This is a genomic window from Sphingomonas sp. FW306-1B-B10E (genome assembly GCF_058782005.1).
This window is the reverse complement of record NZ_JBYSXG010000034.1, coordinates 1-15,117: the sequence shown is the minus strand read 5'-3', so window position 1 is coordinate 15,117 and position 15,117 is coordinate 1. Positions and strand designations below refer to the sequence as shown.

General features: G+C 66.2%; 14 protein-coding genes. 10 read left to right on the top strand and 4 right to left on the bottom strand.

All coding sequences use genetic code 11. The features are described from left to right. Positions 1-59 precede the first annotated feature (59 nt). The 9 genes from AC3WJI_RS13770 (at position 60) to AC3WJI_RS13730 (ending at position 8,992) form a co-directional block, all read left to right on the top strand. Positions 60-791 carry an isoprenyl transferase gene (locus AC3WJI_RS13770; RefSeq protein ID WP_492757844.1) on the top strand — a complete coding sequence of 244 codons (732 nt, stop codon included), beginning with the start codon at positions 60-62 and terminating at the stop codon, positions 789-791. Then, on the top strand, positions 788-1,561 hold the full coding sequence (locus AC3WJI_RS13765; protein ID WP_492757843.1) for a phosphatidate cytidylyltransferase: 774 nt from the start codon (positions 788-790) through the stop codon (positions 1,559-1,561). Before AC3WJI_RS13770 ends, AC3WJI_RS13765 begins: the two co-directional genes overlap by 4 nt. Then, positions 1,561-2,718 (top strand): 1-deoxy-D-xylulose-5-phosphate reductoisomerase, encoded by a 1,158-nt coding sequence (locus tag AC3WJI_RS13760; RefSeq protein WP_492757842.1) that lies wholly within the window; start codon positions 1,561-1,563, stop codon positions 2,716-2,718. Before AC3WJI_RS13765 ends, AC3WJI_RS13760 begins: the two co-directional genes overlap by 1 nt. Next, on the top strand, positions 2,715-3,848 hold the full coding sequence (gene rseP, locus AC3WJI_RS13755; RefSeq protein ID WP_492757841.1) for an RIP metalloprotease RseP: 1,134 nt from the start codon (positions 2,715-2,717) through the stop codon (positions 3,846-3,848). The genes AC3WJI_RS13760 and rseP overlap by 4 nt, the downstream gene beginning before the upstream one ends. Positions 3,849-3,984: 136 nt before the next feature. Further along, a complete protein-coding gene (gene bamA / locus AC3WJI_RS13750; protein ID WP_492757876.1) occupies positions 3,985-6,678 on the top strand; it encodes an outer membrane protein assembly factor BamA in 2,694 nt (897 codons plus the stop codon). Continuing rightward, positions 6,678-7,424, top strand: coding sequence for an OmpH/Skp family outer membrane protein (locus AC3WJI_RS13745; RefSeq protein WP_492757840.1), 747 nt, complete (start codon positions 6,678-6,680; stop codon positions 7,422-7,424). The genes bamA and AC3WJI_RS13745 overlap by 1 nt, the downstream gene beginning before the upstream one ends. Further along, on the top strand, positions 7,421-7,900 hold the full coding sequence (gene fabZ / locus AC3WJI_RS13740) for a 3-hydroxyacyl-ACP dehydratase FabZ (RefSeq protein ID WP_492757839.1): 480 nt from the start codon (positions 7,421-7,423) through the stop codon (positions 7,898-7,900). Before AC3WJI_RS13745 ends, fabZ begins: the two co-directional genes overlap by 4 nt. A 106-nt stretch (positions 7,901-8,006) precedes the next feature. Then, entirely contained in the window at positions 8,007-8,237 is a 231-nt protein-coding gene (rpmE, locus tag AC3WJI_RS13735; protein WP_492757838.1) for a 50S ribosomal protein L31, read from the top strand. 284 nt (positions 8,238-8,521) lie between these two features. Beyond that, positions 8,522-8,992: a hypothetical protein gene (locus AC3WJI_RS13730; protein ID WP_492757837.1), complete on the top strand. Its 471-nt coding sequence runs from the start codon at positions 8,522-8,524 to the stop codon at positions 8,990-8,992. A gap of 315 nt (positions 8,993-9,307) precedes the next feature. Here the strand turns inward: AC3WJI_RS13730 and rpoD are convergent, their stop codons facing one another. The 4 genes from rpoD to AC3WJI_RS13710 form a co-directional block, all read right to left on the bottom strand. Continuing rightward, complete coding sequence (gene rpoD, locus AC3WJI_RS13725; protein ID WP_492757836.1) at positions 9,308-11,344, bottom strand: RNA polymerase sigma factor RpoD; 2,037 nt, start codon at positions 11,342-11,344, stop codon at positions 9,308-9,310. Between the two features lie 42 nt (positions 11,345-11,386). Further along, a complete protein-coding gene (gene dnaG / locus AC3WJI_RS13720; protein WP_492757835.1) occupies positions 11,387-13,264 on the bottom strand; it encodes a DNA primase in 1,878 nt (625 codons plus the stop codon). Further along, on the bottom strand, positions 13,261-13,716 hold the full coding sequence (locus tag AC3WJI_RS13715; protein ID WP_492757834.1) for an endonuclease domain-containing protein: 456 nt from the start codon (positions 13,714-13,716) through the stop codon (positions 13,261-13,263). The genes dnaG and AC3WJI_RS13715 overlap by 4 nt, the downstream gene beginning before the upstream one ends. Positions 13,717-13,856: 140 nt before the next feature. Then, positions 13,857-14,309 carry a GatB/YqeY domain-containing protein gene (locus AC3WJI_RS13710; RefSeq protein WP_492757833.1) on the bottom strand — a complete coding sequence of 151 codons (453 nt, stop codon included), beginning with the start codon at positions 14,307-14,309 and terminating at the stop codon, positions 13,857-13,859. A gap of 140 nt (positions 14,310-14,449) precedes the next feature. Here AC3WJI_RS13710 and AC3WJI_RS13705 point away from each other — a divergent pair. Beyond that, a partial coding sequence (locus tag AC3WJI_RS13705; protein WP_492757832.1) for a carbamoyl-phosphate synthase domain-containing protein occupies positions 14,450-15,117 on the top strand: 668 nt, incomplete at its 3' end.

The following is a 15,117-nucleotide window of genomic DNA, read 5'->3' as shown; positions in this document are numbered from 1 at the left end:
GCGCAGCTGTTCAGGTCATGCCGGGGGCATGGCCGGCCCGGCACTCCGGGTGGGCAGCCGTGGCCGCTAGACCCGCCCCGGATCTCCCGACGGGCACCGTTCCGCGCCATGTCGCCATCATCATGGACGGCAATGGGCGCTGGGCGAAGAAGCGCTTCCTGCCGCGGATCGCCGGGCACAAGCAGGGCGTCGAAGCGGTCCGCCGCGTCGCGCGCGCGGCGCGGACGCTCGGCATCGAGGTGCTGACGCTCTATGCTTTCTCCTCGGAGAATTGGCGCCGGCCCGAGGACGAGGTCCGCGACCTGATGGGACTGCTCCGCCATTTCCTGGCGAGCGAGCTCGACGAACTGGTCGAAGAGGGCGTGCGGCTGCGGGTGATCGGCGACTGGCGCGGGCTTTCGCCCGACTTGGTCGCGATGATCGACGCCGCAGTGGCGCGGACTGCGACCAATCCCGGCCCTATCCTGGTGATCGCACTCAATTACGGCGCGCAGGCGGAGATCCTCGCGGCGACGCGCCGGCTCGCCGAACAGGCGCGCGACGGGGCGCTCGATCCGGCGGCGATCGACGAAGCGCGCTTCGAAGCCGAGCTCGAGACCGCCGACCTGCCGCCGCTCGACCTGCTGATCCGCACGTCGGGCGAGCAGCGGCTGTCCAACTTCCTGCTGTGGCAAGCGGCCTATGCCGAATTGCTGTTCGTCGACACGCTTTGGCCGGATTTCGACGAGAAGGCGCTGGCGGACGCGCTGGGCCGCTTCGGCCAGCGGGAACGGCGCTTCGGAGGCTTGTGACGGCGAAGAATTCGGATCTCGGCAAGCGGCTGGTCGTCGCGATCGTGCTGATCGCCGTGGCTTTCGCGGCCTTGTGGGTCGGCGGCTGGGTGTTCTGGCTGATCGTGGCTGCCGGCGGGTTGCTGATGATGGGCGAATGGGCCGATCTCGCGAGCGCCACTCGGCAGAAGCGACTGGCGCAATATGCGCTCACCGTGCCGCTCGCGATCATGGCGCCTGGCATCGCCGCGGGGCCGGGCTTCCTGGCGCTCGGCCTGTTGTTCGCCGCATGTTTCTTTCTCGGTGCGGTGACCCGCAATCCGCGGCTCGCGCTCGGCACGCTGTATGTCGGCTTGCCGGTGCTCGGGCTGCTGGTACTGCGCGAGCATCCGGCGCACGGCTTCCTGTTCACCTTGTGGGCAATGGCGCTGGTGTGGACCAGCGATACTGGCGCCTATTTCGCGGGGCGCGCGATCGGCGGGCCCAAGCTGGCGCCGGCGATCAGCCCCAACAAGACCTGGGCGGGGTGCATCGGCGGGCTCGCCGCGTCGGGCGTGTTCGCCGCGATCCTGGTCGTCAGCTTCGGGTTGCCGGTGGTGCTGGCGCTGTTCACCCCGGTGCTCGCATTGCTGTCGCAGCTCGGCGACCTCTATGAGAGCCATCTCAAGCGCCAGGCCGGCGTCAAGGATTCGGGCAATCTGCTGCCCGGGCATGGCGGGGTGCTCGATCGGCTCGACGGCCTCGTCGCAGTAGCCCCGGTGGCCGCATTGCTGGTATTGGCGTTCGCCTGATGAAGACCGTGACGATTTTGGGTGCCACCGGCTCGGTGGGAAGCTCGACGCTCGACTTGGTCGAGCGCGCGCCCGAGCAGTTCGAAGTGGTGGCGCTGACGGCGCATCGCGACGTCGGCAAGCTCGCCGCTGCGGCGATCCGCACGCGGGCGAAGCTTGCGGTGGTCGCCGATGAGGCCTGTCTCGACGCCTTGCGCGAGGCACTCGCCGGGAGCGGCGTCGAGGCACGGGCAGGGGCCGATGCGGTCTGCGATGCGGCGCGGATGGGTGCCGACTGGACGATGGCCGCGATCGTCGGCACCGCTGGGCTCAAGCCGGTGATGGCCGCGCTAGAGACGGGCGGCACCGTCGCGCTCGCCAACAAGGAGGCTTTGGTCTCCGCAGGCGACGTCATGACGGCAGCCGCGCGCGCGCACGCGACGACATTGCTGCCGGTCGATTCGGAGCACAATGCGGTGTTCCAGTGCCTCGATCGCACGGCGCCGCGCGGGGTGCGCAAGATCATCCTGACCGCCAGCGGCGGGCCGTTCCGCACCACGCCGCTGGAGGCGATGCGCGCGATCACCCCGGCGCAGGCGGTGGCGCACCCCAATTGGTCGATGGGGGCCAAGATCTCGGTCGATTCGGCGACGATGATGAACAAGGGGCTCGAGCTGATCGAGGCGTTTCATCTGTTCCCGGTGCGCGCCGACCAGCTCGACGTGCTCGTGCACGCCCAGTCGGTGGTGCATTCGATGGTCGAATATGTCGACGGTTCGGTGCTGGCCCAGCTGGGCACGCCGGACATGCGCACCCCGATCGCTTATGCGCTGGCCTGGCCCGAGCGGATGGAGACGCCGTGCGAAGCGCTCGATCTCGCCAAGGTGGGGAGGCTCGATTTCGAGGCCAGCGACCCGGTGCGCTTTCCCGCGCTGGCGCTGGCGCGTGACGCGCTGGCCGCCGGCGGCGCGCGTCCGGCGATCCTCAACGCTGCCAATGAAGTTGCGGTCGCCGCATTCCTTGCAGGCCAAGTCGCATTTCTTGAAATTGCCGCAATCGTTGCCGATACGCTGGCGCGCTACGACCCGGCCGCCCCGGACTCGCTGGATGCCGTGTTGGCAATCGACGCCGAGGCGAGGGACTATGCGCGCGAGCGTGTGAAGGACTGCGTGCTTTGATCGAATCCCCGGCCATCCCAGTCTACTTCCTCGCCTTCGTGCTGGTGCTGGGGCCGCTCGTCTTCCTCCACGAGCTCGGCCATTATTTCGCGGGGCGCTGGTTCGGCGTGAAGGCCGAGGAATTCTCGATCGGCTTTGGACGCGAAGTTGCAGGGATTACCGACAAGAGGGGCACGCGCTGGAAGTTCGGCTGGCTGCCGCTCGGCGGCTATGTCCGCTTCGCCGGCGACATGAACCCAGCGGGCCAGCCCTCGGCGGAATGGCTCGCATTGCCGGCGCAGGAGCGTGCCCAGACCTTCCAGGCCAAGCCGCTCTGGCAGCGCGCGATCATCGTCGCGGCGGGGCCGATCGCCAATTTCATCGTCGCGATCGTGATCCTCAGCGCCTTCGCCTTCGCTTATGGCCAGAACGTCACCCCCTCGGTGCTGGGAATCGTCAAGCCCGGCAGTGCAGCCGCCGTCGCAGGGCTACGACCCGGCGACCGCATTACAGGGTTGGGCGGGCGTTCGGTCGAGACATTCACCGACATCGCCAAATACGCCCAGCTTCGCCCCGGCGAGGCGGTAACGATCGATTTCGAGCGCGACGGTCAGTCGATGCGCGCTGACACGGTGATCGGCGTTCGCGAGGAGCAGGATCGCTTCGGCAACAAATACCGCACCGGCGTGCTCGGCGTCGGCAACGCCGCGCCGGTGCTCAAGTCGGTCGGCATCCTGGAGGCGCCGCTGGTCGGCATCCGCCAGACGATCGATATCGTTCAGATGACCCTCGATGGGCTGGGGCAGATCATCACCGGCCGGCGTCCGCTCTCCGAGCTTGGCGGGCCGCTCAAGATCGCCCAGGTCTCGGGCGAGCGCCTTTCGATGGGCGCCACCGAGTTCGTGTTCCTGATCGCGCTCATTTCCATTAATCTCGGATTCATCAACCTCTTGCCAGTTCCGGTGCTGGATGGCGGGCATCTGCTGTTCTACGCAGTCGAGGCCGTGCGCCGCCGGCCGGTGGAGCCGCAGGTGATGGAATGGGCTTTCCGCGGCGGATTGATCGCAATTCTGGCGCTGATGTTGCTGGTGACCTTCAACGATCTGGGCGCCTTCGGCGTGTGGAAAAATCTGGCCGGGTTGATCGGCTGATGCGGTTCAGGCAGGGGCGGTTGTTCCGGCGTCGCGTGGGCAGCGGCATTACTCGAAATCCGACTTGGGGTGGGATGTGACGATCAAGGTTTATCATTTCGGCGCACGCGCCACTGCGACGCTGCTTGCGGGCACCATGCTCTCGGGCCTCGCGCAGGCGCAGACCGCTCCCGCCCGGACGGCGCCCGCCCGGCCTGCTCCGGCAAAAGCCGCGCCCGCAGCTCCCGCGCCGCAAGCGGTCGCGGCACCCGCGCCGGTGCAGGTGGTGCGGACGATCCGCTCGCTTCGCGTCGAAGGCGCGCAGCGCCTCGAGCCCGAGACGGTGCTGTCCTATACCCGGCTGCGCACCGGCGACACCTACACCAACGAGTCGGTCGACCAGGCGATCAAGGATCTGCTCGCCTCCGAATTGCTCGCCGACGTGTCGATCGCCGGGGTCGAGACCGGCGACCTGGTGATCCGGGTCCGCGAGAATCCGGTGATCAACCGTGTGATCTACGAGGGCAACAAGCGCCTCAAGCAGGACAAGATCGGCAAGGAAGTGAAGCTGGCGCCGCGCCAGATCTTCACCCGCACCGCGGTGCGCGCCGACGTCGCGCGGATCATCGAGTTGTATCGCCGCCAGGGCCGCTTCGCCGCCAATGTCGAGCCCAAGATGGTCAGCCTCGACCAGAATCGCGTCGACGTCATTTTCGAGATCGACGAGGGTCCCAAGTCCAAGGTCCGCCAGATCAACATCATCGGCAACGAGATATTCTCCGACGGCAAGCTGCGCGGCCAGATGGCGACCAAGGTCTCCAGCCTGAAGAGCCTGCTGAGCTCGAACACGAGCTACGACCAGGATCGCCTCGCCTACGACCAGCAGAAGCTGCGCCAGTTCTACCTGACCGAGGGCTATGCCGATTTCCGCGTGATCTCGGCGATCGCCGAGCTGACGCCGGACAAGAAGGACTTCATCATCACCTACGTGGTGGAGGAAGGTCCGCGCTACAAATACGGCCCGGTGACGGTCGACAGCGCGATCCGCGACTTCGACGACAAGAAGCTCGCCTCGGCGCTCGGCATCAAGGAGGGCGAATGGTATAACGCCAAGGCGGTCGAGGACACGATCGAGCAGTTGAGCGAGACCGCGGGTGCCTTCGGCTATGCCTTTGCCGACGTGAAGCCCGAATACGACCGCGACCGCGAAAAGCTCACCATGTCGATGAACTTCCACATCGGCGAGGCGAACCGCACCTATGTCGAGCGGATCGACATCACCGGCAACCGCCAGACCCAGGACAAGGTCATCCGCCGCGAATTCCGCGTCGCGGAGGGCGATGCGTTCAACACCTTCCTGGTCAAGCGCTCGCAGGACCGCATCAACAGCCTCGGCTATTTCCAGGACAAGTTCGAGATCGAGCGCAAGGAAGGCTCGGCGCCCGACCGGATCGTGCTCGCGGCGAATGTCGAGGAGCGGCCGAACGGCCAGCTGACTTTGTCGGCGGGCTTCTCCAGCCTCGAGCGCTTCATCCTTCAGGCCTCGATCCGCCAGGGCAATTTCCGCGGCATGGGGCAGACCGTGTCGGCCTCGGTCGACTATTCGAGCTATTCGAAGTCGGTCGAACTGGGCTTCACCGAGCCGTATCTGTTCAACACCAACATCGCTCTGGGCGGCACGCTGTTCCGCCAGGATTATAACGCGTTCAATTATATCGGCAGCGATCGCAGCACGACCTACAGCCAGGTCGCGACCGGCGGACAGCTCGTCGCCGGTCTGCCGCTCACCGAATATTGGACTTTGTCGGGCCGCTACACGCTGCGCCAGGACAATGTGACGCTCGACAAGTCGTCCTTCTACACCAATGGCGTCTGCGATCCGCTCAAGGCCGGCCGCTATTATTGCGAGGCCGTGGGCAACCGGATCACTTCGCTGGTCGGCGCGTCGCTGATCTATGACAGCCTCAACAGCCGCCTGCGCCCGACGCGCGGCCAGCGCCTCAGCGTCGGCGGCGAGTTCGCCGGCCTGGGCGGTGAAGTGCGGTATCTGCGCGCCCGCGCCGAGGGCAGCAAATATTGGAATGTCGGCAGTGGCTTCATCGGCTCGCTCTCGGCCGAGGGCGGCTATATCCACAGCCTCGAAAAGGCACGTGACGGCGCCGACCCGGTGCGCATCACGGACCGCTTCTATCTTGGCGAGCCGCAGTTCCGCGGCTTCGACATTCGCGGCGTCGGTCCGCGCGTCCAGCGCATCGCCTTCACTGGCGATCCCACGACCGGGACCCAGCTGCTGGTCACCGACAAGGACCAGATCGTTGACGACGCGCTGGGCGGCAAGGCCTATTACCTGACCAAGGCCGAGCTCGAGATCCCGCTTGGCGCCGGTGCGCAGGAGCTTGGGCTGCGTCCGTCGATCTTCGTGATGGCGGGCAGCCTGTTCGGGATCACGCGACCCGGCAAGACGATCGATTTCGAGCAGGCGAAGGACGCCCAAGGCAAACTGCTGTTCAACAAGGACGGCTCGCCGACCCTGCTGCCCAAGCAGCTGCGTGACGGCTCGAACAACCCATTGTTCCTCGTCCCCAACTCGGGTGCGGTGACGCCGTGCGCGGTCGGCTATGGCACGACCACCACGAACTGCGTGGGCACGACGATCAACACGGCGTATACCACCGCACCGTTCTTCGAGCAGTTCGTCGGCGATTCCGCGAAGCCGCGCGTCTCGGTCGGCTTCGGCGTCAACTGGAATTCGCCGTTCGGCCCGCTCCGCATCGACGTAGCCAAGGTGCTGATGCACGAGAAGGGCGACGATACCAAGCTTGTGACATTCAACGTAGGGACCCAGTTCTGATGATTACGAAGAAAGCTCTCCTGGCGGCGATGCTCGCCGCTCCCGCCGCGCTCGCGATCGCTGCGCCCGCCGAGGCGCAGGTCTCGGGCATCGCTTATGCCAACCCGACCAGCGTCGTCGCCGGCTCCAAGGCGTTCGCGGCTGCCAACCAGCAGATCTCGACGACCTACAAGGCTGCATTCGACCAGATGCAGCAGCGCCGCCAGCAGCTCGACACCGAGCTCAAGCCGCTCGTCGCCCAGCTCGACGGCAACAAGGACGGCAAGGTCAGCGAGGAAGAGGCCAAGGCAGCGCAGACCGCCAAGAACCCGGCGATCGAGAAGATCCGCACCGCGCAGGCCAATGCCCAGAACGACATGAGCCGCCTGAGCAATCCTGCCGCGCGCGCCGAGCTGTTCGCGATCGAATCGGTGCTGCGCCAGTATGAAGCGGCGCAGCTTCGCGTCGTGAATGCCCGCAAGATCAGCGTCGTGCTCTCGCCCGAAGTGTTCATGTACGCGCCCGATTCGGCCAATATCAGCCAGGCGATCATTGCCGAGATCGACAAGACCACTCCGACGGTGAGCATCCAGCCGCCGGCGAACTGGCAGCCTTCGCGCGAGACGCTGGCGATCCAGCAGCAGATCGCTCAGGCCGCGCAGATCCAAGCCTATCAGCAGGCGGCTGCACAGCAGCAGGGTGCTGCTGCTCCCGCCGCGGCACCGGCGGCGACCACCACGCAGCCCAAGCCCGCCGAGCCGCGGTGAGCGAGACCGACACCGGCAACGCTTCCATCGGCCCGTTCGATATCAAGCGGGTGATGGCGGCGTTGCCGCATCGCTATCCGATGCTGCTGGTCGATCGCGTCGAGGAACTGGTCATCGACCAGCGCATCGTCGCGATCAAGGCAGTGTCGATGAACGAGGAATTCTTCCAGGGGCATTTCCCCGGGCGTCCGATCATGCCCGGTGTGCTCCAGGTCGAAGCGCTGGCCCAGGCGGCCGGCGTCCTCGCGGTGGAGAGCCTCGGCCTCGCAGGCTCGGGCAAGCTCGTTTATTTCATGTCGATCGATGGCGTGAAGTTCCGCAAGCCGGTCGAGCCGGGCGTGCTGCTGCGGCTCGAGGTCGAGTTCGTCCAGAAGCGGTCGCGCGTCTGCAAGTTCGCCGGCAAGGCCTATCTCGGCGACGACATCGCGACCGAATGCGAATTCACCGCGATGATCGCGGAGCCGCCCGCCGACTGAGTTAAGCGCTTGACCGGGCAGGGGAGGTTGCCTTGGCGGCGCCCCTCTGCTAACCGCGCGCGTCCGCTGCCGGTCGGAAACCGGCGGCATTTCCAAGGAATTGACCGTGAAGACTGACACGCATCCCGATTATCACATGATCAAGGTCCAGATGACCGACGGCACCGTGTTCGAGACTCGCTCGACCTGGGGCAAGGAAGGCGATCTGATGACGCTCGACATCGATCCGCTCGCGCACCCGGCCTGGACCGGCGGCCGCGGCCAGATGCTCGACCAGGGCGGCCAGGTCGCGCGCTTCAACAAGCGCTTCGGCGGCCTCTCGCTCGGCAAGAAGTAAGCGCCGGCCGCGCCGCGGCCCGCTTTCGGCTTTCAAAAAATCCCGGTGTTGCCGGATCGCGTGGGCGGATGCCCCGTGGTCCAGCGATGCCGGGATTTTTGCCGTTCTTAACCGGGCTTTAGCGCCCCCGGCATATTCTCTCTCCGTAGGGACTTCATTCGAGAAAACAGGCGATCCTTGGGGTGCGGCGAGCGCCGGGCGCGGCGGAACGAAGCGAACCGGATTGCATTACAGCCTCGAATAGGTCAGCCTGAGGTAACTTCACGGTTTTTGGGGAAACGGTGATGCGCAATACGCTGATTTCCTGTGCGATCCTTTGCGGATTATCCTGTCCCGCGCTGGCGGGGGAGCGATCCGGAGTCAGCGTCCCTCCGACCGCCGTCGCCGGATTGATCAAGGATCCCGCCAATTTGCGCGCCCCCGCGCCGGCGGCCGACAAGACGCTCCCACAACGCTTCATGCTTCCCGCTGGGAATGCCCGGCTCGAGCGCCTGCCCGAAGTCTCGCTGATCGCCGAGACCAGGCCCACCGGCAGGGTGGCGGTCGTGCGCGATGCCGCGCCCGAAGTCACGGCCCGGGCCGGCGGGCGCTATGCGGTTTACGACATCCTGCGCGAGCAGCCGCGGCCGCGGCACCGCAAGTCGCCGCTCAGCGCCGCCTTCGTCCTGCAGATCGACGGCAATGACGACAGCCCTCCGTTCAGCGTCGGCGGCGGCGGCGTTGCTGCGGCAGTGTGGCAGGCTGTCCCAAAATAACCCCGGGCTGCGCGCCTTAACGTCAAATCGAACGGCGTGAGATCATCACGCAAGCGCGCGGGACATGCGTTCAACCGTCAAATCGCGGAATCCGCTATCGAGATGGCCTGCGCAGAGTTGCTGCGGGCGGCACCGGGGGGCGCTGCCACGCGCGACGAGCGGCCGGTTTTCGATTCCGGGGGGAGGAACGCAGGCGCGCCGCCGAACACGGCGCGCCGGCGTTACGACGGGCAGCGATGCCCATCTCGAAGACCAGAACACCCCCGGAAGCGATTCCGGGGGTGTTTTACTTTCACGATAGGTGGCGAACGCCGCTTACTGGTCGAGGAACGACCGCATCTTCCGCGAGCGGCTCGGATGCTTGAGCTTGCGCAGCGCCTTGGCCTCGATCTGGCGGATGCGTTCGCGCGTCACGCTGAACTGCTGGCCGACTTCCTCGAGCGTGTGATCGGTGTTCATGCCGATGCCGAAGCGCATGCGCAGCACGCGCTCCTCGCGCGGGGTGAGGCTGGCGAGGACGCGGGTGACCGTTTCCTTGAGGTTGGCCTGGATCGCGGCGTCAACCGGGATCACCGCATTCTTGTCCTCGATGAAGTCGCCGAGGTGGCTGTCTTCCTCGTCGCCGATCGGCGTCTCGAGCGAGATCGGCTCCTTGGCGATCTTCATCACCTTGCGCACCTTCTCAAGCGGCATGCTCAGGCGCTCGGCCATCTCCTCGGGCGTGGGCTCGCGGCCCTGCTCGTGGAGGAACTGACGGCTGGTGCGGACCAGCTTGTTGATCGTCTCGATCATGTGGACCGGGATGCGGATCGTCCGCGCCTGGTCGGCGATGCTCCGGGTGATCGCCTGGCGGATCCACCAGGTCGCGTAGGTCGAGAACTTGTAGCCGCGCCGGTACTCGAACTTATCGACCGCCTTCATCAGGCCGATATTGCCCTCCTGGATCAAGTCCAGGAACTGCAGCCCGCGATTGGTGTACTTCTTGGCGATCGAGATCACGAGGCGCAGGTTCGCCTCGACCATTTCCTTCTTGGCGATGCGCGCCTCGCGCTCGCCCTTTTGGACCATGTTGACGATGCGGCGGAACTCGGCGAGCGCCATGCCGGTTGCCTGGCTGATCTCCGAAATCTCGATGCGGATGCGATCGACCGCAGCGGCCTCATTGGCCGCGAATGCCGCCCATTTCTTGTCGAGCTTCTCGACCGTGGCGATGAAATTCTCGTCGAGCTCGTGGTTGACGTAGCGGTCGAGAAAGTCCTTGCGCGGCACCTTGTGGCGCTCGGCGAGGCGCAGCATCTGCCCGCCCAGGGTCGTCAGGCGGCGGTTGAAGCTGTAGAGTTGGTCGACGAGATATTCGATCTTCGCGTTGTGAAACTGGACGCTCTCGACTTCGGCGGTGAGCTCCTCGCGCAGCTTGTGGTACTCGCGTTCCTTCGCCGCGGGCAGCTCGCCGCCGGCCGCCATCGCATCGAGGCGCGCCTGCTGGACCTTGGAGAACTTCTTGTAGACCGAAGTGATGTTGGCGAACTTCTCGAGCGCCTGCGGCTTGAGCGTCTCCTCCATCTGGGCGAGACTGAGGGTATTGTCCTCTTCCTCGTCGTCCGAGATCCGCGGCGCGCGGCGCTCGGTCATCGAGTCCTCGTCCTCCTCCTCGGCGACTTCCTCGGGCTCGTCCTCTTCCTTGAACGACGTGCCGGCAGTCTTTTCGCTGATCTCGCCGGTATCGTCGTCTTCGGCGCCTTCGACCTGCTCGGCCGAGGGACCCTTGGAGAGCATCGCGTCTAGATCGAGGATCTCGCGCAGCTGCATCGTGCCCTCGTTGAGCGCATTCGACCAGCCGATGATCGCATTGAAGGTGATCGGCGACTCGCACAGGCCGAGGATCATCGTGTCGCGGCCGGCCTCGATGCGCTTGGCGATGGCGATCTCGCCTTCGCGGCTGAGCAGCTCCACCGCGCCCATCTCGCGCAGATACATGCGGACGGGATCGTCGGTGCGATCGACCGTCTCCTTCTTCTTCGCGACTTCGAAGGCCGGCTCGTCGCTGCCACCGTCGGTCGCATCGACTTCGTCGGGGGTATCGTCCTCGGCCTCGGCGTCCTCGCCGCCTTCCTCGTTCTCGACGACGTTGATGCCCATGTCGTTGAGCGCGGACATCACGTCCTCGATCTGCTCCGAGGTCATCTGATCCTGCGGCAGCATTTCGTTCAACTGATCGACGGTGATGTAGCCGCGCTTCTTCGCACGGGCGACAAGCTTCTTGAGCGTGCCTTCGTTGAGATCGATCAGCGGTGCGTCACCCACGTCGATCGTGGTGTCTTCGCCGCTGCCGCCGCCATTCGCCTTCGCCATCAATAACCCTCGAAATCCAGATGGCGGCTATTATACGCCGCCCTAATCCTCGAAATCTTCTTCGTCCGCAAGCATCAGATTCGCAAGCCGTGCCTGGAGCTCCTGGCGCCTGCGCGAAAGCGACACTTGCCGCGTGAACGCCTCTTCCGACCCGTCGTTGCTCAGCGCCGCGGTGGCTTCGGCCAATGCCGCGTCCACCGCCGGCTGTGCCACCATCACCGCGATCGCCTCGTTGAGGTCCTCGCGCGCCCTCGCTTCGTCCGCCTGCTTGCGGGTGAACGAGAAAGGAAGCGTGTCGGCCCGCAACAAGTCGCTCGCCACGGAATCAAATCCGGACCGCGCCAATATGGTGAGGACTTTGCCGCTATCAAGCTGCCGGTCCTCGAGCGCGACGTCGATCACCGCTTCGAACAATTTGCCGAGCGCGCCCGAGGCGCTGCGCAGGCTGCCGAGCACCTCCATATGGCGCGCGATCTCCGCGGGATGGCGGATCAGCCCGGCGAGCACGGCGCGCGCGAGGATCGGATCGAGCCCGGCAGCGCCGAGACCGCGTGCGATGGCGGAGGGCGGTGCCTCGGGCGGTTGCCAATTGCCGCGCTTGTCGCGCTTGCCGCGGGCAGGGGCGAGGCCGCGCTGGGTGCGCGTCTCGAAAGTGCGCGGGCCGCGGCCGAAATGCGCGTCGGCGCGCGCGCGGAACTCGGCGAGGTACTCGTGCTTGACGTTCGCGTCGGCGATGCTCTCGGCGAGCGCGCTCAGCCGGCGCTTGAGGCCCGCGCGCTGTTCGGGCGTGTCGAGCGGCTCGGCGGCGAGCTCGCTCTGCCAGAGCCGGTCGACCAGGGGCTGTGGCGCCTTGAGCAGTGCCTCGAACGCCGCCGCGCCCTTGCTGCGCACGAGATCGTCCGGGTCGAGCCCCTCTGGCAGGGTGACGAAGGCGAGGCTGCGGCCCGGCTGGAGCATCGGCAGCGCGCGGTGTGCCGCCCGCAATGCAGCCTTTTGCCCTGCGCTGTCGCCGTCGAAGCAGAGCAGGGGGACTTCGGCCATCCGCCACAGCCGCTCGAGCTGGTGCTCGGTGAGCGCGGTGCCGAGCGGGGCGACCGCTTCCTCGAACCCGGCCTGGGCGAGTGCGATCACGTCCATATAGCCCTCGACCGCTAGGATGCGGCCGGTCTTGCGCGCGGCGGCCTGGGCGCGATCGAGATTGTAGAGCGTGCGCCCCTTGTCGAAGAGCGGAGTCTCGGGCGAGTTCAGATACTTCGGCTCGCCGTCGCCGATGATCCGCCCGCCGAACGCGATCACCCGGCCGCGGACGTCGCGGATCGGGATCATCAGGCGCCCTCGAAAACGGTCGTACGGCTCCTTTTCTTCGACCTGGATGAGCATGCCCGCCTCGACCAGCATCGCGTCGCCATAGGTGGCGAGCGCCTGGCGGAGCTTGCCGCGCGAATCGGGGGCGAAGCCAAGCCCGAAGCTGCGCGCGGTCGCGTCGGTGATGCCGCGGCGCTTGAGCACGCCGCGCGCCTCGGCGCCTTCGATGCCGTTCAGCCGCTCGGTGAACCAGGCCGCGACGTCGGCCATCACCTCGTGCAGCCCCTTGGCGCGCTCGGCCTTTTCGGCGGCGTGGCGATCCTGCGCGGGCATCTCCATGCCGGCGGCCTGGGCAAGCTCCTTGACCGCGTCGATGAACGGCAGCCCGCGCTGATCGGTCATCCATCGGATCGCATCGCCGTGCGCCGAGCAGCCGAAGCAATGGTAGAAGCCCTTGTCGTCGTTGACGTAGAAGCTCGGGGTCTTCTCGCTGTGGAACGGGCAGCAGGCGCGGAACTCGCGGCCGGCCTTCTGGAGCTTCACCGTCTTGGCGATGAGGCCCGAGAGCAGGGTGCGGGCGCGGAGCTCGTCGAGGAATTGGGGAGTGAGGCTCAAGACTCGTTGTCCTTCGGGCCAGCCCCTCCCCCGACCCCTCCCGCTGCGCGGAAGGGGAGCGATGAAATCAAGGGCTCACCAAGTGCGCTCCCCTTCCGCTTGCGGGAGTGGCTGGGGGAGGGGAGTGAAGCGAGCACGCGCTCGATCTCGACTACTACGCCATCCAGATTGGCCAGCACATCGTTGTTCCAGAAGCGCAGCACGCGATAGCCTTTTGATTCGATGTAGCATGTGCGTCGCGCGTCTTCGATGGAGTCCGCGTGCTGGCCGCCGTCCACTTCGATGACAAGCTTGCGGCTCCGTGACACGAAGTCACAGATATAGGGCTTGATGCGCACCTGACGATTGAAGCGGACGCCCGCCACGCCGCGTGCGCTCAACGCCTCCCAGAGCCGCTGCTCGGCAAGGGTCGGATTGTTTCTCAGCTGTCGGGCGCGATTGGCGTCTTCCATGACTTCCCCTCCGCCGGTCATGCCCTCCCCCGACTCCTCCCGCAAGCGGAAGGGGAGCGATTGTGGCGAGCGTTTCCAAATGCGTTCCCCTTCCGCTTGCGGGAGGGGTTAGGGGAGGGGATGATCGATCCCCGCCCTTCTCAGCTCAGCGCCGCCTTCACCGCCGCGCTCGCCTTGCTCATGTCGAGCGTGGTCGCGTGGCGCGCCTTCAATTCGGCCATCACGCGGCCCATGTCCTTCATGCCGTTCGCGCCGAGCTCGGCCTTGATCGCCTCGATCGCCGCGGCGGTCTCGGCCTCGCTCATCTGCTGGGGCAGGAAACGCTCGATCACCGCGACCTCGGCCGCCTCGGCGTCGGCGAGCTCCTGGCGGCCGCCCTTGGCGTACATCTCGATCGATTCGCGGCGCTGCTTGACCATCTTCTGGAGCACTTCGACCACCAAGGCATCGTCGTCGGCCGGCGCCGCGCCGGTGCGCGCCTCGATGTCGCGATTCTTGATCGCCGCCTGGATCAGGCTGATCGCGCCGCGCGCTTCCTTGTCGCCGGCCTTCATTGCAGCGATCTGCGCGGCCTTGATATCGTCGCGAATCATGGTCTCTCTCGATAATCGGAAAGCGATCAGCCCTAGCCGAAACCGGCCGGTCCGTGAACCGGTTGACGCGGGGCGGGGAGGGGTCTAGCCGCCACCACTTAGCGACATCGCAGCAACCTCTATTGGAGCGCCACCCTTACATGGCCGAAGCCAAACCCATATCCGTGCCCGCAGGAGCCACTGGCGTATTGGTGCTCGCCAATGGCGACGTGATCTGGGGAAGGGGATTCGGTGCCGAGGGGCAGGCGGTCGGCGAGGTCTGCTTCCACACCGCGATGACCGGCTATCAGGAGATCATGACCGATCCGTCGTTCGCGGGCCAGATCATCAACTTCACCTTCCCTCACATTGGAAATGTCGGCGCCAATCCCGATGACGTCGAGGCCGACGAGCCGCATGCATTGGGGATGATCGTCCGCGAGGACGTCACCGAGCCGAGCAACTTCCGCAGCACCGAGCATCTCGACCCGTGGATGAAGAAGCACGCCCGGATCGGGCTGTCGGGGATCGACACCCGCGCGCTGACCCGCCGGATCCGTACCGGCGGCGCGCCCAACGGGGTGATCGCGCATTCGGCGAGCGGCGAGTTCGACGTGCCGCTGCTGCTCGAAATGGCGCGGGCCTGGCCCGGGCTTGAGGGGATGGACCTGGCGATCTCGGTCTCCACCGAGACGCATTATGGCTGGGAAGGCGGCGTCTGGCGCCTGGGGTTCGGCTATGGGGATAGCACGTTCCCCTCCCGCTTACGGGAGGGGCTAGGGGAGGGAAAGGTGTCTCACCGAGTACCGTCCCCTGCGGCCAGCCCCTC

What these genes read in the sequence shown, in the direction of transcription:
- AC3WJI_RS13760 (WP_492757842.1), top strand. Translation starts at nt 1,561, where the DNA reads ATGAAGACCGTGACGATTTTGGGTGCCACCGGCTCGGTGGGAAGCTCG.
- bamA (WP_492757876.1), top strand. Translation starts at nt 3,985, where the DNA reads ATGCTCTCGGGCCTCGCGCAGGCGCAGACCGCTCCCGCCCGGACGGCG.
- AC3WJI_RS13745 (WP_492757840.1), top strand. Translation starts at nt 6,678, where the DNA reads ATGATTACGAAGAAAGCTCTCCTGGCGGCGATGCTCGCCGCTCCCGCC.
- AC3WJI_RS13730 (WP_492757837.1), top strand. Translation starts at nt 8,522, where the DNA reads ATGCGCAATACGCTGATTTCCTGTGCGATCCTTTGCGGATTATCCTGT.
- rpoD (WP_492757836.1), bottom strand. Translation starts at nt 11,344, where the DNA reads ATGGCGAAGGCGAATGGCGGCGGCAGCGGCGAAGACACCACGATCGAC.
- AC3WJI_RS13715 (WP_492757834.1), bottom strand. Translation starts at nt 13,716, where the DNA reads ATGGAAGACGCCAATCGCGCCCGACAGCTGAGAAACAATCCGACCCTT.
- AC3WJI_RS13710 (WP_492757833.1), bottom strand. Translation starts at nt 14,309, where the DNA reads ATGATTCGCGACGATATCAAGGCCGCGCAGATCGCTGCAATGAAGGCC.